Origin of the sequence: Nesterenkonia sp. AN1, assembly GCF_000582475.1 — a bacterium.
GTDB classification, from domain to species: Bacteria; Actinomycetota; Actinomycetes; order Actinomycetales; family Micrococcaceae; genus Nesterenkonia; species Nesterenkonia aurantiaca.
The window spans coordinates 159,038-178,957 of sequence record NZ_JEMO01000004.1 but is presented as its reverse complement, the minus strand read 5'-3'; the positions used below and the strand labels follow the sequence as shown (position 1 = coordinate 178,957).

The window sequence follows — 19,920 nt, the reverse complement described above, 5'->3', positions numbered from 1 at the left end:
CAGTTGGTCCTGAGAACACATGCGGATAGTTTGAGTCCATGAGCACTCATTCCGACCCGCAGGGTCACTCCGAGAACACCAGCCCGGCCAGTCGGGCCGCTGGTGCCCTGAAGCCGCACCGCGTCCCGCGGCACCAGATCGAGGACACCGGCCGCTCCGGCGCGAGCGTGCACCAAGGCGACAAGCTGCGCGTGGGCACGCTCTCGGCCGCAGCGGACCAGCCCTATATGGTCAAGAACCGCCAGCGTGAGGACTTCGAGGAGTCCGTCTCCGGGGACAGCGAGGACCATAAGACCTCCTCACCTGTGAAGCTGACCGGCACCACCTGGAAGTACAGCGCCAAACGCACTCTGACCGAGTTCGGCCGCGACAGCTGCACGGATCTCGCCGCGGGTCTGACCTACTACGCGGTGCTCTCGGTCTTCCCGGCGCTGATCGCGCTGGTCTCGCTGATGTCCTTCGTCGGCGAGGGGGAACGGACCCAGGAGTTCCTGCTCTCCACCGCCGCCCAGACGCTCGAGTCAGACACCATGGAGCAGGTGCGGCCGGCCATCGAAGCCATCACCAGCGTGGAAGGGGCCGGGATCGGACTCGCGCTCGGCCTGCTCACCGCGCTGTGGACCGCCTCGAACTACGTCAACGCCTTCTCCCGGTCGATGAACCGGATCTATGAGGTGGAGGAGGGTCGCTCGATGTTGAAGCTGCGCCCGATCTTCTACCTGGTCACTGCCGGGCTCCTGGTGCTGGTGGCCACAGCGGTGTTCCTGCTGCTGATTTCCGGGCCGATCGCGCGGGCGGTGGGGGACACCGTCGGGCTCGGCGAGACCGCGGTGACGATCTTCAACTGGGCCACCTACCCGGCGCTGCTGCTGGTCGCGGCGATCTGCATCGCCATGCTGTACCACGTGACGCCGAACCTGCGTCAGCCCGGAATCCGCTGGATCTCCGCCGGCGCCCTGCTGGCGATCCTGGTCATGGTGCTCGCCACCACCGCCGTCATCTTCTACGTGTCGAACTTCAGCAACTATGAGGCCACCTACGGTGCGCTGGCAGGCGTCATCATCTTCCTGATCTGGATCTACCTCATGAACCTGGTGCTGCTGCTCGGCGCCGAATTCGACTCTGAGCTGGAGCGTGGACGTCAGCTCCAGAGCGGCATCGAGGCCGAACGCACCATCATGCTTCCCCCGCGCGACATGGGCACGGCAGAGAAGAAGTCCAAGAAGTACGAGGACCTCGTGGCGCAGGGTCAGGCGCTGCGCCTGAGCGAGGGTGAGACCTCCGATCCCGAGACCTCCTGGCGGCGCTGAGCGAAGCACCTGCCCAAGTGCGTAACACTGTGACTTATTCGGCGCAGAGGTGGGTTACCGATCGGTAGTTCGAGTCTGGATTGAATATTGCCGACATGTTTCACGTAGCAGAGTGGCGCCGCTCACTAAACTCGCGGACATATGACCGCCTGGTAACTCCCGTGCGATTCCCTGGGCGGAATGGCACGGGAGTTCTGCTGTCTGGGGGTGGTTGTTGCATGTTTCACACATGTTTTCGAGGCCGGATTGGGGCTCGGCAACGCGGTGACCTGGGTCACGGTCCAGCCGGTTGATCTGGGTAACGATTTCATCACGCGAGCCGATTTGGCGATCTGATCAGGCGTGCCGACCGTAGTCTGGTTCGCACATTGAACCGGTGTTAGATAGGTCACCTTCTCGAGGGATGAGGGGCCGACGAAACACCGGTCACATCGCATTGAAGGATGAGGAGCAACTGTGAAACTGAGGAAACTCTCTGCGGCGACGGCCATTCTGGCCACGGGCGCACTCGTGCTCTCCGGCTGCACCCCCGGAGGCGATAACGGCGACGCCGAGGCCGAGGACACATCCAACGGCGAGAACGGCGAAAACGGCGGCACCACCGACGCGTTCAACGCGGAGGGCCAGCAGTTCACCACCGAGCCGGAGGACACCGGCAAGGCCGACAGCAGCGACCTGGAGACCATGGAGGACGAGATCTCGGTCTCCATGGGAGAGATCGAGTTTGTGGGCTACAACGGCAGCACGCCGGAGAGCTACAGCGTCTACAACTCCACCGTGGTGAACCGGATCTTCGAGGGCTTCGGCTACTGGGGCACAGACAACGTCTGGTACGCCAATGAGGACTTCGGCTCCTACGAGGTGACCAGCGAGGATCCCTTCACCGTGGAGTACACCATCGGTGAAGACGTCTCCTGGTCCGACGGCACCCCGGTGACTGTGGCGGACTACGTGCTGGACTGGGCCTACCAGAACGCCTCGCTGACCAACTCTGATGATGAGCCGCTGTTCAACGGCATCTCCCAGACCTACGGGGAGCGTGTCCTGGAGGGCCCGCAGGGCGATCCCGAGGGCAAGACCTTCACCATCGAATACTCCGAGCCCTTCGCCGACTGGGAGATCATGGTGAACTCCACGCTTCCGGCGCATGTGGTCGCCGAGCAGAGCGACATGGAGCTCGACGAGCTGGTCACCGCGGTCCGCGAGGCCGACACCGAGGCGCTGGAGCCGGTGGCCGAGTTCTGGAACGAGGGCTGGCTGACCGATCCCGGAACGCTGCCCGATGAGGAGCTGATCCCGGTCACCGGTCCCTACACGCTGGACAACTGGCAGGCCGGTGAGTCACTGACCATCACCGCCAACGAGGAGTACTGGGGCAACGCACCGGGCACCGAGCGGATCGTCTTCCGCTTCGTCAACGACGGCCAGCACGTCCAGGCCCTGGAGAACGGCGACCTCAACATCGCCCGCCCGCAGGCCACCGTGGACACTCGCGGCCAGCTCGAGCGTCTCGAGGATCAGATCGTGCTGCACGAGGGCGAGGCTGCCACCTGGGAGCACCTGGACTTCAACTTCATCGAAGGTGGAGCCTTCGCCGACAGCCTGGAGCTGCGCGAGGCCTTCGCCATGTGCGTGCCGCGCCAGCAGATCGTCTCCAACCTGATCGAGCCGGTCAACCCCGAGGCCACGGTGCTCAACGCCCGTGAGTCGCTGACCTTCGAGGAGAACTACGAGGACATCGTCTCCGAGAGCTATGAGGGCACCTACGACGAGGTCGACGTCGAGGGCGCGGCTGAGATCCTCGAGGCCGAGGATGCAGTGGGCACCGAGGTTCGGATCGGCTACGCCGGCCCGAACCCGCGCCGCACCGACACGGTGGCCGAGATCAAGGCCTCCTGTGATGAGGCAGGATTCGACATCGTGGATTCCGGCTCCGAGGACTTCTTCGGTCCGGGCGGCGCCCAGGAGACCGGTGACTACGAGGTCGCACTCTTCGCCTGGGCCGGTTCCGGTCAGGTCGTCTCAGGACAGAACATCTACTCCACGGATCGCCCGCAGAACTACGGCGGCTACTCCAACGAGACCGTGGATGACCTGTTCAACCAGCTCGCCACGACCGAGGACGCAGACGAGCAGCAGGAGATCATCATCGGAATCGAGCAGGAGCTCTGGGGCGACCTGTTCGGGATCCCGCTCTACGTGCACCCGCAGCTCTCCGGCTCCGACATCTCGATCAGCAATGTCCGCGACACCGCCTCGCAGGACCAGATCGTGTGGAACGCCGAGCAGTGGCAGCGCGCTGAGTGATCTCAGCAGTTCCCAGGTCCCCGCGGCTGACTAATTCAGCCCAGTAGGACCGATGACATCGGTGGGGTTCGATCCGAAAGAACTTCGGATCGAACCCCACCGATGCTTCCCCTGCAGCTCGTGGAAGGTACAACCACCCCGTGTACAGCTATGTTCTGAAACGTCTCCTCAGCGCCATCGCGGTGCTCTTCGGCGCCTCTCTTCTGGTCTTCGTCCTGGTGATCAACTCCGGCGATCCGCTCCAGGAGCTGCGCGAGTCCAATGCGGAAAATGTCGAATTCCTGATCCAGCAGCGCATCGCGTTCATGAATCTCGACGAACCCTGGTATTCCCGGTACTGGATCTGGCTCACCGGAATCGCCGGCTGCGCCGTCGGCGCCTGTGACTTCGGCACCAATATGAGCGGTCAGGACGTCGGTGCGATGGTCGCGAACTCCGCGTCCTCCACGCTGCGCCTGGTCTTCATCGCGACCATCCTCTCGATCATCATCGGCATCCTCACCGGCATCGTCACCGCCATCCGGCAGTACTCCTCACTGGACTACGCCGTCTCCTTCTTCGTCTTCCTCTTCTTCTCGCTCCCGGTCTTCTGGGCCGCGGTGCTGGCCAAGGACTGGATGGGCATCACGTACAACAACTGGCTGCGAGAACCACAGTTCAGCTGGACGCAGATCATCATCGTGGCCGTGGTCGCCGCGATCCTGGTGCCGCTGATCATCGGTGGCTCCACCCGGCGACGCCTGCTCACCGGTGCGGCCATGTTCGGCTTCGTCCTGGTGGTGATGCCGCTGATGGACTCGCTGAACTACGCCCTCGAACCTCGTCTGGGCCCCGCGGTCATCACGCTGCTCGGCATCGGTCTGGCCTTCGGACTCACCGCGCTGCTCTCCGGGCTGAAGAACCGCAGGGTGCTGTATTCGGCACTGACGGTGGTCGGCATCGGTCTGGTCTCCTACTACGCCACCTTCTGGCTGCTGATCGAGCCGCCCGGCGGCTGGCTGACTGTGATCGGCCTGTTCCTGGTCACCATCGCCGTCGCGGTGCTGGTCGGCCGGACCATGGGCGGTCACGCCAAGGGTCAGGCCGTGGCCGTCAGCGTGATCACCGCCGCGCTGTTCGCGGTGATGGTGCTGCTGGATCACTTCATGCGGGCCTGGCCCGGATTCCTGGGCATGAAGCCGCGCCCGATCGCCACCATCGGCTCCTCCTCGCCCAACTTCAGTGGGGACTTCTGGGAGGTCGCTCTGGATCAGGGCACTCAGCTTGTGCTGCCCACCACGATCCTGATGCTGGTCTCGGTGGCCACCTACACCCGGTACACCCGCAGCTCCATGCTGGAGGCCGTGAACCAGGACTACATCCGCACGGCACGAGCCAAGGGCGTCAACGAGCGCACGGTCGTCTTCAAGCACGCCTTCCGAAACTCGATGATCCCGCTGACCACGATCGTGGCCTTCGACTTCGCCGGGCTGATCGGCGGGGCCGTGGTCGTCGAGCAGGTCTTCGGCTGGTCCGGCATGGGCAACATGTTCGTCACCGGCCTGAGCAACTCAGACCCCGCGCCCGTCATGGCGTTCACCCTTATCACCGGCGCCGCCGCGGTGCTGTTCAACCTGATTGCGGACCTCATGTATGCGGTCCTGGATCCGAGGATTAGAGTATGAGCCAGCCAACACCCCCCATCCCGCCGGAGGACGTGCGCAGCGCCGCGGAGGTCGAGGATGCCAAGCTCGCCAGTGCGCAGCGGTCCTATTCCCAGGGCCAGCTGGTGCGCAAGAGGTTCTTTGCGCACAAGCCGGCCGTGGTCTCCATGGCGGTGCTGGTCTTCATCATCCTGCTCTCGGTCAGCTCCATCGGCTTCTCCGGGCAGGGCACCGGCTGGTGGTCGAAGAGCTTCTCCGCCACCGGACTCACGGTCGACGGCGGCCGCCCCACCATGTTCAACGCCGCCTTCCTGGGCGAGCACCCTTTCGGCCAGGACAGCATCGGTCGGGACTACTTCGCCATGGTCATGCGCGGCACCCAGCAGTCGCTGCTGGTGGCCCTGGGCGTGGCGCTCTCCTCCACCTTCCTCGGCGTGCTCGTCGGTGCCCTGGCCGGATATTTCCGCGGCTGGATCGAGGCGGTGCTGATGCGCATCACCGACGTGGTGATCGTGGTCCCGCTTCTGGCTCTGGCGGCGGTCTTCGGCGCCTACGCGCAGGGCCTTCCGGGAGGGACCCTCACGCTGGCGCTGTTCATCGGCCTGGCCACCTGGACCGGCACCGCTCGACTGGTGCGCGCCGAGATCCTCTCGCTGCGCGAGAAGGAGTATGTCGCGGCGGCCATCGCCATGGGTGCGCATCCGGCGCGGATCATCCTCAAGCACATGCTGCCCAACAGCATCGGGGTGATCGTGGTCAATGCCACCTTCGCCATCGCCGCGGCGATCCTGCTCGAGACCACGCTGTCCTACCTCGGATTCGGTGTCCAGCCTCCGGAGACCTCGCTGGGTGCCCTGATCCAGGACAACCAGAACGCCTTCACCACCAGGCCCTGGCTGTTCTGGTTCCCCGGCCTGTTCATCATCGCCATCGCGCTGAGCGTGAACTTCATCGGCGACGGTCTGCGTGATGCCATCGACCCGCGGCAGAAGCGCTCCGGCGCCAACCGGCCCGGCTGGCGGACAGCCTTCGGCCTGTTGGGCCGCGCCACCGCCGAGGAGCGGTCCGGCAAGCAGGTCTCGGAGCTCTCCGGAGGTCCCACCCAGATGCAGCCACCCGCCGGCATGACCGACCACGGTCCAGACTTCGGCCACGATCCCACCGACGAGAAGAGGGACTCCTGATGCCCGCACCAGTGCTGAGCTATAAGGACATCCGCGTCAGCTTCGCCACCGAGTTCGGCGATGTCGACGCCGTCAAGGGCGTCTCTTTCGAGGTCATGCCCGGTGAGGTGGTCGCGGTCGTCGGCGAATCCGGATCCGGGAAGTCCGTCACCTCCTCCACCGCGATGGGACTGCTGCCCGAGAGCGCAAGCGTGCAGGGCGAGGTCCTGCTCGAGGGCCGTAATGTGCTCAAGATGTCCACCGCCGAGCTGCGCAGGCTGCGCGGCTCCGACATCAGCATGGTCTTCCAGGAGCCGATGACGGCGCTGAACCCGGTGCTGCGCGTCTCGGACCAGCTGGTGGAGGCGCTGCAGGTCCACGAGGTCGCCTTCGGGGGTAAGGCGCTGGAGAAGTCCATCGAGCTGCTCGAACGCGTCGGCATCCCCGAGGCCCGGACCAAGATTCGGCAGTACCCGCACCAGTTCTCCGGGGGGCAGCGGCAGCGCATCGTGATCGCCATGGCCATCGCCTGCGGACCGAAGGTGATCATCGCCGATGAGCCCACCACCGCTCTGGACGTCACGGTCCAGGCCGAGATCCTCGATCTGCTGCGCGAGCTCAAGCAGGAGCTGAACACCGGGATCCTGCTGATCACCCACAACATGGGCGTGGTCGCAGACATGGCGGACCGCGTGGTGGTGATGCTCAACGGCGAGGTGGTGGAGACCGGTCCGGTGGCGAAGATCCTCGGTCACCCGGAACACCCCTATACCCGGCGCCTGCTCGCGGCGATGCCGCTGCTGCGCGAGGCGGGGGACCCCTCGCTGGAGCGTGAGCAGGAGCAGGAGCGTGTGCGCGTCACCGAACGTGCCGCGCGTGAGACCAGCCACCGGGCTGCCGCAGGCATGAGTTCAGGTGCAGCCTCACCCGCGCCTGCGGCACTCGAGGCCAAGGACGTCGCGCTGGAGTACAAGTTCCGCCGCAAGGCCACCCGAGTGGTGCATGACCTGAACTTCACCGTCCAGCCCGGCGAGATCATGGGCCTGGTGGGGGAGTCCGGTTCGGGCAAGTCCACGGTGGCCAAGGCGGTTCTGGGCCTGCTGGATGTGGCCGAGGGTGAGCTGCGGGTGCGCGGCGAGAACATGCCCGCGCTGCCGTCGAAGCAGAAGAAGGCGCTCAAGCGGGAGATCGGCGTGGTCTTCCAGGACCCGGCGGCCTCGCTGGACCCGCGGTTCCCGATCGGTGACATCATCACCGAACCCATGGTGGTGCATAAAGAAGGGGACAAGGACTCACGCATGGCACGGGCCCGGGAGCTGCTCGATGCCGTCCGGCTCCCCTCCAGCGTGCTCAACCGCTACCCGCATGAGCTCTCCGGAGGCCAGCGGCAGCGCATCTCCATCGCCCGCGCGCTGACCCTGAACCCCACGCTGCTGATCGCCGACGAACCCACCTCGGCCCTGGACGTCTCGGTGCAGGCCGCGGTGCTGGAGCTGTTCTCCGAGCTGCAGCAGCACTATGCTTCGCCTGCCTCTTCGTCAGCCACGACCTCGCGGTGGTCGACTCGCTCGCGCATAAGGTGCTGGTCATGCAGAACGGCCGCACCGTGGAGCAGGGGACCACCGATCAGGTGCTGCGCCATGCGAAGGAGTCCTACACCCAGCAGCTGCTTGCAGCGGCCCCGGTGCCCAATCCTGAGACCCAGGCTCGACGCCGCACCGAACGGCAGCGGCTGCTCGCCGCTCTGGGCTGAGGCGGCGGCCCAAGGCCAACCTCTAGCAGCAGAAGAAACACGGTCACATGAACAGAACCTGAAACACAGCTGAAAAATTGCCCTGCTAAACTCACTCCCACAGGTGACCCACGCAACACTCGCGCGAGGGTCATCGTCTGCCCATAAAGCTCGCATCTTCTCGAGGAGTAACCGAATATGCACGTCAACAAGACCTCTCGTCGCTCTCGCGCGACGGGTGCGCTCGCCGTGACCGCCGCCGCAGCCCTGGTGCTGTCGGCCTGCGGCGGCGGCGACAACGGCGGGGACAACGGCGAAGCCGCCGAAGGCGTCGAAGGCGGCGGCACCGTCTCGGCCTATAACTGCGAACCGCAGTTCCTGGTCCCCGCGAACTCCACCGAGGTCTGCGGCTCCTGGGTCCTCGGCTCCCTGTTCACCGGTCTGACCCAGACCGACTTCGACACCTACGAGCCCACCGCGGGCGTGGCCGAGTCCTGGGACACCGAGGACAACGTGACCTGGACCTTCACCCTGGGTGAGGACTGGACCTTCCACGACGGCGAAGCGATCACCGCACAGACCTTCGTGGACACCTACAACTGGGCCGTGGATCCTGACAACGCCCAGCAGAGCGCCAACTTCTTCGACAACTTCCTGGGCTACCAGGAGGTCGTCGACGGCGACGCCGAGGAGATGGAAGGCGTCCGCGCGCTCGACGAGTACACCCTCGAGATCGAGCTCACCGAGCCCTTCTCCCCGCTGCCCGACATGCTGACCTACACGGCCTTCTACCCGATGCCCGCGGTGGCCTATGAGGACATCGAAGCCTTCGAGCAGGCCCCGGTCGGCAACGGTCGCTACCAGATGGACGGCGAGTGGGAGCGCGACCAGCAGATCGCGGTGAACCGCTACGAGGATTGGGCCGGGGAGAACCCGGGTCTTCCCGAGCGCATCGAATGGCGCATCTACTCCGACGTCGACACCGCCTACCTGGACGTCCAGGCCGGCAACCTCGACATCCTCGACGCCGCACCGGCGAACCGCCGCACCACGGTGGAAGCCGACTTCGGCGAGAACGCGCAGGACTTCGACACCTCCTCCTTCACCTACCTGGGCTTCCCGCTGTACCAGGAAGAGTTCCAGGACGTCGATGTGCGCCACGCGCTCTCGATGGCCATCGATCGTGAACTGATCATCGACAACATCTTCGACGGCGCACAGACCCCGGCGGAGAACATCATTCCCCCGGATCTGATCGAGGGCAACGAGAACACCTGTGAGTTCTGCCAGTACGATCCCGAGGCTGCCGCAGAGCTCTACGAGGAAGCCGGTGGCCCTGACGAGCTGACCGTCTACTTCAACTCGGGCGCGAGCCACGAGGACTGGGTCGAGGCCGTGGCCAACCAGTGGCGCGACAACCTGGGCATCGAGGACATCACCTTCGAGTCCCTGGAATTCGCCCAGTACCTGGGTCTGCATGACGAGCAGGAGATCACCGGGCCCTACCGTCTGGGCTGGACGCTGTCCTACCCCAGCGCGCAGTACGCGATGGAGCCGATCTACACCACGGGTGTCTCCTCGAACTACGCCGACTACTCCTCCGAGGAGTTCGACGATCTGATCGGCCAGGCCAACGCCGAGACCGATCCCGATGCTGCGGCCGAGCTCTACACCGACGCCGAGGCGATCCTGCTGGAGGACATGCCGGTGATCCCGATGTGGTTCACCAACTTCCAGGTGGTGCACAGCGACCGGATCGATGGCGAGTCCATCTTCATGGATCAGGCCACCTTCACCCGCCTGGAGCAGGTGGTGGTGACCGAGGAGTAATCCTCACAGTCCACGGCAGAGGCGCGGCCTGCGCGAAGTCTTCGCAGGTCGCGCCTCTGCCGTGTCGGCATCCAAGGATTCTCGGAAATGCAGTCCGAGTCCATATCATTGATCGCGGCGTCGCCCCCGGCTCAGGAGAAGACCTCTCCGCCGAGACAGACGCTGGGCGCACCCGCGCCACCACACGCACCCACAAGGACAGCAATGACCCGCTATATCATTCGGCGTCTGCTCCAGTTCATCCCGGTCATCCTGATCTCCACGTTGATCGTCTATGCACTGGTCTTCGCCATTCCGGGCGATCCCATCCGAGCCCTCGCCGGGGACCGCCCGATGAGCGACGCCGTCAGGGAGACCCTGCGCGAGCAGTACAACCTGGATGACCCGTTCCTGATCCAGTACTTCAAATACATCTGGGGCATCGTCACCGCACTGGACTTCGGCTCGACCTTCAACGGCCGCCCGGTCACCGACATCATCCAGCAGCGCCTGCCGGTCACCGCGACCCTGGCCCTGGTGACCCTGGTGATCCAGACGCTGATGGGCATCATCGCCGGCATCCTGGCCGCGCTCTACCGCGACCGGTTCTTCGACCGCTTCGTCCAGGTCTCCACCGTGGCCATGGTGGCGCTGCCCACCCTGGTGATCGGCTTCCTGCTGCAGCTGATCTTCGGGCTGAATCTGGGCTGGTTCCCGATCGCCGGCGTGAACAACGGGGTCTCCAGCTATATCCTTCCGGCGCTGACCATGGCTGCGGTCTCCACCGGCATCCTGGCCCGTCTGGTGCGCAGCGAGCTGCTGGACTCGCTGAAGTCCGACTACGTCCGCACCGCCACCGCCAAGGGCATGAAGCGCAGCCGCGTGATCACCCGCCACGGTCTGCGCAACTCGCTGATCCCGGCGGTCACCTTCATCGGCGCCGACCTGGCGAGCATGCTCGGCGGCTCCATCATCGTGGAGACGATCTTCAACCTCCCCGGACTGGGCCAGCAGGTCTTCGCCTCCATCCAGGGGCAAGAGGGCACCGTCGTCGTCGGCATCGTGACCCTCTTCGTGCTCTTCTTCGTGGTGATCAACCTGATCGTTGATCTCCTCTATGGCCTTCTCGACCCAAGGATCCGTTATGAGTGAGATACACCGCCCCGAAGCGCGCGTGGAGCCGATCGACTCGACGATCGAGCCCGCAGGGGAGCCCGCCAAGAACAAGAAGGTCGAGGAGGCGAGCCTGCTCGCCGATGCCTGGCGCTCGCTGCGGAGGAACCCCTGGTTCATCATCTCCGCGGTCCTGCTGGTGCTCTTTCTGTCCATGGCGATCTTCCCGCAGCTCTTCACCAACAACGATCCGCGCGAGTGCCTGCTCGGGCGCAGCCGGCAGTCGCCCTCGGCCGAGCACTGGTTCGGCACCGATGTCCAGGGCTGCGACTACTACAGCCGGGTGATCTACGGTGCCCGGAACTCGATCGCGGTCGGATTCATCGTCGCGATCGGCACCTTCATCATCGCCGTGCTCCTCGGCCTGGTCGCCGGCTACTTCGGCTCCTGGGTCGACGCCGTGATCTCCCGGTTCACCGACATGGTCTTCGCCGTGCCCTACATCCTGGGCGCCTGGTGTTCCTCAACGTGCTGGAGTCCCGCGGAGTCCGCGAGGTCGCCTTCGTGCTGATCATCTTCATGTGGCCGACCATGACGCGTCTGATGCGCGGCTCGGTGATCTCGGTGGTCAACTCCGAGTTCGTCCTCGCCGCCCGCGCCCTGGGTGCCGGACCGATCACCATCATGCGCCGTCATATCCTGCCGAACTCGCTGGGACCGGTGATCGGCTACGCCACGGTGTTCACCGGCATCATCATCGGCGCCGAGGCGACGCTGACCTTCCTCGGGGTGGGCCTGCAGCTGCCGGCCATCTCCTGGGGACTGCAGCTCTCCGACGCGCAGCCGTTCCTGCAGACCGTGCCGCACCTGCTGCTGTTCCCGGTGATCTTTGTGGGCCTCACCGTGTTCGCGTTCATGACCATGGGTGACGCGATCCGCGACGCCCTTGATCCCAAATCCAAGAAGTGAAGGGTTGGATCTGATGACGCAATCCCAGACCCCCGCCGGTTTCACCCCCGGAACCCGCCCCGGTGAGGTTCCGCTGCTGGAGGTCAAGGACCTCCAGGTGGAGTTCCGCACCAAGGCCGGCGTGGCCAAAGCGATCAACGGGCTGAACTTCAGCCTGCACGCGGGGGAGACCCTCGCGATCCTGGGCGAGTCCGGCTCGGGCAAGTCCGTGACCGCGCAGACCATCATGGGCATCCTGGACATGCCCCCGGGCAAGATCGCCGGCGGTGAGATCCGCTACCGCGGCGAGGACCTGCTGAGCATGGACGAGGAGTCCCGGCGCAAGCTGCGCGGGGTCAAGATCGCCATGATCTTCCAGGACGCGCTGTCCTCGTTGAACCCGGTGCTGCCGGTCGGCTGGCAGATCGCTGAGATGTTCCGCGTCCACCGCGGACTCAAGCGCAAAGAGGCCAAGGTCAAGGCGGTGGAGATGATGCAGCGCGTAGGCATCCCCGGCGCCGAAGAGCGGGCGGGGGACTTCCCGCACCAGTTCTCCGGAGGCATGCGCCAGCGCATCATGATCGCGATGGCCATCGCCCTGGACCCCGACGTGCTGATCGCCGATGAGCCCACCACCGCACTGGACGTCACCGTCCAGGCCCAGGTGATGCGGCTGCTGAAGGATCTGCAGACCGAGTTCAACATGGGTCTGATCCTGATCACCCATGACCTCGGCGTGGTCGCCGATGTCGCGGACAAGATCGCGGTGATGTACTCCGGACGTGTCATGGAGGCCGCCGATGTCTACGAGATCTACGGCAGGCCCGGGCACCCCTACACCCAGGGCCTGCTGAACTCGATCCCGCGGATCGACGACGAGGGTGGACGGCTGCGCGCGATCTCGGGGCTGCCGCCGTCGCTGACCGATATGCCGCCGGGCTGCCCGTTCAACCCGCGCTGCGAGTTCGCCACCGACCGCTGCCGGACCGAACGCCCGGAGCTGCGCCCGGTCGCGGAGGGACACCTCTCGGCGTGTCACTACGCCGAGGACGTCTACGCCGGCACCGCCACCCGCACCCGGCGCCCGTCACCCACCGGCGCCGGAATGATCGACGTCTCCGAGGAGGCACCACAATGAGCCTGTCAGTTCCCGCCGCCGCAGATCCCTTCGCCGACAAGCCCTCGGTGCTCGAGGTCGAGGGCCTGGTCAAACATTTCCCGATCACCCAGGGCATCGTCTTCCAGCGCAAGGTCGGTGCTGTGAAGGCCGTGGACGGGGTGAGCTTCAACCTGCGTGAGGGCGAGACCCTGGGCATCGTGGGGGAGTCCGGCTGCGGCAAGTCCACCCTGGCGAAGCTGCTGATGCGCCTGGAGGAGCCCGACGCCGGCACCGTGAAGTTCCGCGGTGAGGACTTCCTCTCGGTCAAGGGCGACGAGCTGCGCCGGCTGCGGCGCAAGATTCAGATCATCTTCCAGGACCCCTACACCTCTTTGAATCCGCGCATGTCGGTGGGCGACATCATCGCCGAGCCGTTCAAGCTGCACCCGGAGGAGAAGCCGAAGCAGGGGATCCGCAACCGGGTCAAGGAGCTGCTGGACCTGGTCGGGCTGAACCCGGAGCACATCAACCGCTATCCGCACCAGTTCTCCGGCGGGCAGCGCCAGCGGATCGGCATCGCCCGCGGCCTCGCGCTGAACCCCGACGTCATCATCTGCGACGAGCCGGTCTCGGCGCTGGACGTCTCGGTCCAGGCCCAGGTGATGAATCTGCTTGATGACCTGCAGAAGGAGTTCGGGCTCAGCTACATCTTCATCGCCCACGACCTCTCGGTGGTCCGGCACATCTCCGACCGGGTCGGGGTGATGTACCTGGGCAAGCTCGCCGAGCTGGGCACTCAGGAGGAGATCTACACCGGTCCCTCGCACCCCTACACCCAGGCGCTGCTCTCCGCGGTGCCGCTGCCGGACCCCACCCTGCGCGGGGCGCGCGAGCAGATCGTGCTCCAGGGGGATCCGCCGAACCCGGCGAACCCGCCCTCGGGCTGCCGCTTTCGGACCCGCTGCTGGAAGGCCACCGAGATCTGCGCCACCCAGGAGCCGGAGCTGATCTCCCGAGGTCAGATCACCCAGCTCAGCGCCTGCCACCATGCGCAGCAGAACGAGAAGATCATCCCGGCCCACAGCTAGGTCCGGGGCTGCCCCCAACCCCTGGTGACCACCGGCATTGCCGCACTCGCCGCTCGAGGCCGTACACTGGAATGGTGTGGTCGCGACACGGCCGTGTTGCTGTGCGCTCTGACCCACCCCAAACCACACTGTTGAACCACATGTAGAACCACGACGTGACATGGACGAGTCAAGAAACGACATCGACCGACCAGACACGTCACTCTCCTCTATGGAAGGCGTTGCCCCACTTATGACCACTGCTGCCGCTCGGACACTTGCAGGTACTGACGAGCGCCAGGATCTGCGCAACGTCGCCATCGTCGCCCACGTCGACCACGGCAAGACCACTCTGGTCGATGCCATGCTCACCCAGACGAGAGAGGCCGGTGCGCACGGCGCCCTCGAGGAACGGGTCATGGACTCCGGTGAGCTCGAGAAGGAAAAGGGCATCACGATCCTGGCCAAGAACACCACCGTGTTCTACTCCGGTCCGGCCGCCACCAAGCACGCCGGCATGGACAACGTCACCATCAACGTGATCGACACCCCCGGACACGCTGACTTCGGCGGTGAGGTCGAGCGCGGCCTCTCCATGGTCGACGGCGTCGTGCTGCTCGTGGACGCCTCTGAGGGCCCGCTGCCCCAGACCCGTTTCGTGCTGCGCAAGGCACTGAATGCTCAGCTTCCCGTGATCCTGGTCGTGAACAAGACCGACCGCCCCGATGCGCGCATCGACGGCGTCGTCTCCGACACCATGGACCTGCTGCTCGGCCTGGCCTCCGACGTCGCCGAGGAGAACCCCGAGCTGAATCTGGACTCGGTGCTCGACGTTCCGGTGGTCTTCGCCTCCGGCCGAGAAGGCCGCGCCTCGAAGAACCAGCCAGAGGACGGCGGAATGCCGGACAGCGACGACCTCGAGCCGCTCTTCGACACCATCCTCGAGCATGTTCCGGCGCCGAAGTACGACTCCGGCGAGGTCCTTCAGGCGCACGTCACCAACCTCGACGCCTCCCCGTTCCTCGGCCGCCTGGCCCTGCTGCGCATCTTCAACGGCACGCTGAAGAAGAACCAGCAGGTCGCCTGGGCCCGCAAGGACGGGACCATGAAGACGGTGAAGATCACCGAGCTCCTCGCCACCAAGGGCCTGGAGCGAGTCTCGGCAGACTCCGCCGGACCCGGCGAGATCGTCGCCGTCGCCGGCATCTCCGACATCATGATCGGTGAGACCCTCACCGACCTGGAGAACCCCAAGCCGCTGCCGACCATCACCGTGGATGATCCCGCGATCTCCATGACCATCGGCATCAACACCTCGCCGATGGCCGGCCGGGTCAAGGGCGCGAAGGTCACGGCCCGCCAGGTCAAGGACCGCCTGGACAAGGAGCTGGTCGGCAACGTCTCGCTCAAGGTCTTCCCGACCGAACGCCCCGACACCTGGGAGGTCCAGGGCCGAGGCGAGCTCGCACTGGCGATCCTGGTCGAGCAGATGCGCCGCGAAGGCTTCGAGCTGACCGTGGGCAAGCCCCAGGTGGTCACCCGCGAGATTGACGGCAAGCTGCACGAGCCGATGGAGAACATGATCGTGGACTCCCCCGAGGAGTTCATGGGTGCGATCACCCAGCTGATGGCGGCCCGCAAGGGAACCATGACCACGATGACCAACAACGGCACCGGCTGGATCCGTATGGAGTTCATGGTGCCCGCTCGCGGTCTCATCGGCTTCCGCACCAAGTTCCTCACCGACACCCGCGGCGCCGGAATCGCCTCCTCCTACGCGGCAGGCTACGAGCCGTGGAAGGGCCTGATCGAGTACCGCACCTCCGGTTCGCTGATCTCCGACCGCACCGGCACCGCGACCCCGTTCGCCATGATCAACCTGCAGGAGCGCGGCAACTTCTTCGTGGACCCGCAGGAAGAGGTCTACGAGGGCATGGTCGTGGGCGAGAACGCTCGCCACGACGACATGGAGGTCAACATCACGAAGGAGAAGAAGCTCACCAATATGCGTGCAGCGGCTGCCGACTCCTTCGAAGGCCTGACCCCGCCGACCAAGCTGACCCTCGAGGAGTCCCTCGAATTCGCGAATGAGGATGAGTGCGTGGAGGTCACCCCGCACTCGATCCGCATCCGCAAGGTCATCCTGAACTCCTCCGAGCGCATGCGTGACACACGCAAGAAGAAGAGCGCTTCACAGTAATGACCAGCCCGCAGGACACCGAGGCACCCTCGCGGAGAAGCTCGCTGCGACCAGCTCTGCTGGGCGTCTGCTTCTCCGCAGGGGTGGTCCTCGGGATCCTGGGCACCGTGTTGCACGGCAACATCGTGATGCTCGGTCCCACCGAGACCGGGACCGTGCTGCCCTGGGGCGCGGTGCTGGCCCTGCTGATGTGCCTGATGGCGCAGCTCTGGGCCGGGCTCAAGAGCGGCTCGTTGCTGGAACCGATGGTCATGGGCATGACCACCTTCACCGTGGCCTCGATCGCCTACCTCTGGCCCGGACCGGATCAGCTGGTGGTGCCTTACAGCCCCGAGGCCATGGCGCTGCTGCCGGGGCCCACGCTGGCCTCGGCGATCTGGTGGCTGGGCACCGCAGCGGTGACCTTGATCGCGATGGTCCTGGTCAAGTGGATCCTGGTGCGGGACCGCGCCGCATCTCGGTAGACTCGACTTACGCACTCGAAGAAAGATAAGAGGAGTCCATGACGTACATCATTGCCCTTCCTTGCGTGGATCTGAAGGACAAGGCCTGCATCGATGAATGTCCGGTGGACTGCATCTACGAGGGTGATCGGATGCTCTACATCCACCCCGACGAATGCGTCGACTGCGGCGCCTGCGAGCCGGTCTGCCCGGTGGAGGCCATCTACTACGAGGACGACACCCCCTCGCAGTGGTCCGAGTACTACCGCGCCAACGTCGAGTTCTTCGACGAGGTCGGTTCCCCCGGCGGCGCGGCCAAGGTCGGGCTGATCCCGAAGGACCACGAGATCGTCGCGGCCCTGCCCCCGCAGCAGCAGTGACCACCCAGCTCAGCGGAGGCCTCCATGCTCACTCTTCCTGAGTACCCCTGGGACGCGCTGGCTCCCTACCTTCAGAAGGCGCGGCAGCACCCGGAGGGAATCGTCAATCTCTCCATCGGCACCCCGGTGGACCCCACCCCTGAGGTGATCCAGGCGGCGCTCACCGCCGCCGCCGACGCTCCCGGGTACCCGACCACCCACGGCACGCTCGCGCTGCGCGAAGCCATCGCCGGCTGGTTCGCCCGACGGCGCGGGGTCACCGGCCTGGACCCGGAGAACATCCTGCCCACGGTGGGCTCCAAGGAGCTCGTCGCCTGGCTGCCGACCCTGCTGGGACTCGGCGCTCGCGCCGGGGCCGGCACCTCCGACGTCGTGCTGCGCCCACTGGTGGCCTACCCGACCTATGACATCGGCGCACAGATCGCCGGCGCGACCCCGCTGGCCACCGACGATCCGTTCAGCCTCGACGAGGAGACGCTGCAGCGGGTCAGGTTGATCTGGATCAACTCACCCTCGAACCCCACCGGCGCGGTGGCCGGGGCTGAGTGGATGTCCGAGGTGGTCAAGCTCGCCCGCCGCATCGGCGCCGTGGTCGCCTCCGACGAGTGCTACGCCGAGCTGCCCTGGGAGGTCGCCGAGGACGACGTCCCCTCGGTCCTGGACCCCCGGGTCTGCGGAACCCACCCGGAGACCGGCGCACCCGACCACCGCGGACTCCTCGCGGTGTACTCGGCGTCGAAACAGTCCAATATCGCCGGCTACCGGGCCGCGTTCGCCGCGGGCTGCCCGGAGCTGATCAGCGGACTGATCAACACCCGCAAACACGCCGGCATGATCGTTCCGGCCCCGGTCCAGGCCGCGCTGGCCGCGGCGCTGAACGATGACGCCCACGTGGCCGCTCAGCGCGAGCTCTACCGCCGGCGTCGGGCGCTGATGGTGCCGGCCCTGCAGGCCGCCGGTCTGCAGATCGAAGACTCGGTCGCCGGACTGTACCTGTGGTGCCGCGCCGCCGAGGCTGACCCTTCCGCCAGCACCGCGGAGGACACCTGGGCGCTGGTGGATCAGATGGCCCGGCGCGGGATCCTGGTGGGTCCCGGGGTGTTCTATGGGGAGCAGGGCAACGGCTACATCCGGGTGGCGCTGACCGCCACGGATGAGCGGATCGCCGCCGCGGCTGCGCGACTCACCAGCTGAGCTGGGTGCTTCTGCGGGATCCGATGCGATTCGGCGCAGGTTACACCCGATGCGGTGAACCATGACACAACTGGCAACCACCTGTGACCAAGCGGTAGGTTTGTCATGATGTCCCCCTAGTGTGTCTGATAAGGAGACCCATGACTGAGCAGTCTTCTGCCCGCCTGAACTATCAGGGGGGAGATCTCGAACTACCCGTGCAGCCCTCCGTGGAGGGCAATGTCGGTCTCGGCATCGCACCCCTGCTGAAGACGACCGGCGCGGTCACCTATGACCCCGGCTTCATGAACACCGCCAATGCGCAGTCGGCGATCACCTACATCGACGGCGATGAAGGCATCCTGCGCTACCGCGGCTACCCCATCGAGCAGCTCGCGGAGAAGTCCAGCTTCCTCGAGGTCTCCTACCTGCTGATCTACGGCGAGCTGCCCACCCAGCAGCAGCTGAGCGACTTCGACACCGTCACCCGTCGGCACACCCTGCTCCACGAGGAGCTGCGCGACTTCTTCGGCGGGTTCCCGCGTGACGCGCACCCGATGCCGGTGCTCTCCTCCGCGGTCTCGGCGCTCTCCACCTACTATCCCGACTCGCTGGATCCCTTCAACAAGGACCACGTGGAGCGCTCCACCTACCGGATGCTCGCGAAGGTCCCCACCATCGCGGCCTACGCGTATAAGAAGTCCATCGGCCAGCCGATGCTCTACCCGGACAACAACCTGACCCTGGTCGAGAACCTGCTCCGCGGCTGCTTCGGCGTGCCCGCCGAGCAGTACGAGCTGGACCCGGACATCGTCAAGGCCCTGGACACGCTGCTGATCCTGCACGCGGACCACGAGCAGAACTGCTCCACCTCCACCGTGCGCCTGGTCGGCTCCTCTCAGGCGAACCTCTTCGCCTCGGTCTCCGCGGGCATCAACGCGCTCTACGGCCCCGCCCACGGCGGCGCCAACGAGGCAGTGCTGGGCATGCTGCGCCAGATCCAGTCCGGCGACGTCAGCCCGGAGACCTTCATGGAGAAGGTCAAGAACAAGGAGGCCGGGGTCCGGCTCATGGGCTTCGGACACCGGGTCTACAAGAACTACGACCCGCGCGCCCGCGTGGTCAAGGGCCTGGCCGATGACCTGCTGGCCAAGCTCGGCGGCGACGACGAGCTCTTCGACATCGCCCAGCGCCTGGAGCAGAAGGCGCTGGAGGACGACTACTTCATCGAGCGCAAGCTCTACCCGAACGTGGACTTCTACACCGGCCTGATCTACAAGGCGATGGGCTTCCCGGAGAAGATGTTCACCGTGCTCTTCGCGCTGGGCCGGCTTCCCGGCTGGATCGCGCAGTGGCGCGAGATGATCGAGGACCCCTCCACCAAGATCGGTCGGCCCCGCCAGATCTACATCGGCGAGCCCGAGCGCAACTACCCCGGAGTCTGACCCTCTCCCTCCTTCCGTTGAGCGGCGGATTCTGCGACTATCTGAGGCCGAAAAGGCCCATAGATGCTCGGAGAATCCGCCGCTCAAC

General features: G+C 65.6%; 15 protein-coding genes and 1 pseudogene. All 16 read left to right on the top strand.

Annotated features, from left to right (window positions below; genetic code table 11):
• Positions 1-38: 38 nt before the first annotated feature.
• The 16 genes and pseudogenes from BG28_RS03140 to BG28_RS03070 all read left to right on the top strand — a co-directional run bounded on the left by BG28_RS03140 (position 39) and on the right by BG28_RS03070 (position 19,832).
• Complete coding sequence (locus BG28_RS03140; protein WP_200869286.1) at positions 39-1,310, top strand: YihY/virulence factor BrkB family protein; 1,272 nt, start codon at positions 39-41, stop codon at positions 1,308-1,310.
• Positions 1,311-1,766: 456 nt separating this feature from the next.
• The gene (locus BG28_RS03135; protein ID WP_036474072.1) at positions 1,767-3,617 is read left to right on the top strand and encodes an ABC transporter substrate-binding protein; all 1,851 of its coding nucleotides are present in this window, start codon (positions 1,767-1,769) and stop codon (positions 3,615-3,617) included.
• A 140-nt stretch (positions 3,618-3,757) separates the two neighbouring features.
• Positions 3,758-5,281: an ABC transporter permease gene (locus BG28_RS03130; protein WP_036474070.1), complete on the top strand. Its 1,524-nt coding sequence runs from the start codon at positions 3,758-3,760 to the stop codon at positions 5,279-5,281.
• A complete protein-coding gene (locus BG28_RS03125; RefSeq protein ID WP_084479371.1) occupies positions 5,278-6,444 on the top strand; it encodes an ABC transporter permease in 1,167 nt (388 codons plus the stop codon). Before BG28_RS03130 ends, BG28_RS03125 begins: the two co-directional genes overlap by 4 nt.
• A pseudogene (locus tag BG28_RS03120) lies at positions 6,444-8,176 on the top strand (ABC transporter ATP-binding protein). Before BG28_RS03125 ends, BG28_RS03120 begins: the two are co-directional and overlap by 1 nt.
• 177 nt (positions 8,177-8,353) lie before the next feature.
• Entirely contained in the window at positions 8,354-9,985 is a 1,632-nt protein-coding gene (locus tag BG28_RS03115; RefSeq protein ID WP_036474068.1) for an ABC transporter substrate-binding protein, read from the top strand.
• A 204-nt stretch (positions 9,986-10,189) separates the two neighbouring features.
• Entirely contained in the window at positions 10,190-11,116 is a 927-nt protein-coding gene (locus BG28_RS03110; RefSeq protein WP_036474065.1) for an ABC transporter permease, read from the top strand.
• Positions 11,109-11,648 (top strand): ABC transporter permease, encoded by a 540-nt coding sequence (locus BG28_RS15760; protein WP_051500902.1) that lies wholly within the window; start codon positions 11,109-11,111, stop codon positions 11,646-11,648. Before BG28_RS03110 ends, BG28_RS15760 begins: the two co-directional genes overlap by 8 nt.
• The gene (locus BG28_RS15755; RefSeq protein ID WP_200869285.1) at positions 11,642-12,046 is read left to right on the top strand and encodes an ABC transporter permease; all 405 of its coding nucleotides are present in this window, start codon (positions 11,642-11,644) and stop codon (positions 12,044-12,046) included. The genes BG28_RS15760 and BG28_RS15755 overlap by 7 nt, the downstream gene beginning before the upstream one ends.
• A gap of 13 nt (positions 12,047-12,059) precedes the next feature.
• On the top strand, positions 12,060-13,163 hold the full coding sequence (locus tag BG28_RS03100) for an ABC transporter ATP-binding protein (RefSeq protein ID WP_051500915.1): 1,104 nt from the start codon (positions 12,060-12,062) through the stop codon (positions 13,161-13,163).
• On the top strand, positions 13,160-14,212 hold the full coding sequence (locus BG28_RS03095) for an ABC transporter ATP-binding protein (protein ID WP_051500900.1): 1,053 nt from the start codon (positions 13,160-13,162) through the stop codon (positions 14,210-14,212). The genes BG28_RS03100 and BG28_RS03095 overlap by 4 nt, the downstream gene beginning before the upstream one ends.
• A 232-nt stretch (positions 14,213-14,444) precedes the next feature.
• The gene (typA, locus tag BG28_RS03090) at positions 14,445-16,391 is read left to right on the top strand and encodes a translational GTPase TypA (protein WP_036474061.1); all 1,947 of its coding nucleotides are present in this window, start codon (positions 14,445-14,447) and stop codon (positions 16,389-16,391) included.
• Positions 16,391-16,855: a hypothetical protein gene (locus tag BG28_RS03085; RefSeq protein WP_036474057.1), complete on the top strand. Its 465-nt coding sequence runs from the start codon at positions 16,391-16,393 to the stop codon at positions 16,853-16,855. The genes typA and BG28_RS03085 overlap by 1 nt, the downstream gene beginning before the upstream one ends.
• A 38-nt stretch (positions 16,856-16,893) precedes the next feature.
• Positions 16,894-17,214, top strand: a complete 321-nt coding sequence (gene fdxA / locus BG28_RS03080; protein ID WP_036474056.1) for a ferredoxin — start codon at positions 16,894-16,896, stop codon at positions 17,212-17,214.
• A 24-nt stretch (positions 17,215-17,238) separates the two neighbouring features.
• Positions 17,239-18,408: a succinyldiaminopimelate transaminase gene (gene dapC / locus BG28_RS03075; protein WP_036474055.1), complete on the top strand. Its 1,170-nt coding sequence runs from the start codon at positions 17,239-17,241 to the stop codon at positions 18,406-18,408.
• Positions 18,409-18,548: 140 nt separating this feature from the next.
• A complete protein-coding gene (locus BG28_RS03070; RefSeq protein ID WP_036474054.1) occupies positions 18,549-19,832 on the top strand; it encodes a citrate synthase in 1,284 nt (427 codons plus the stop codon).
• Positions 19,833-19,920 lie beyond the last annotated feature (88 nt).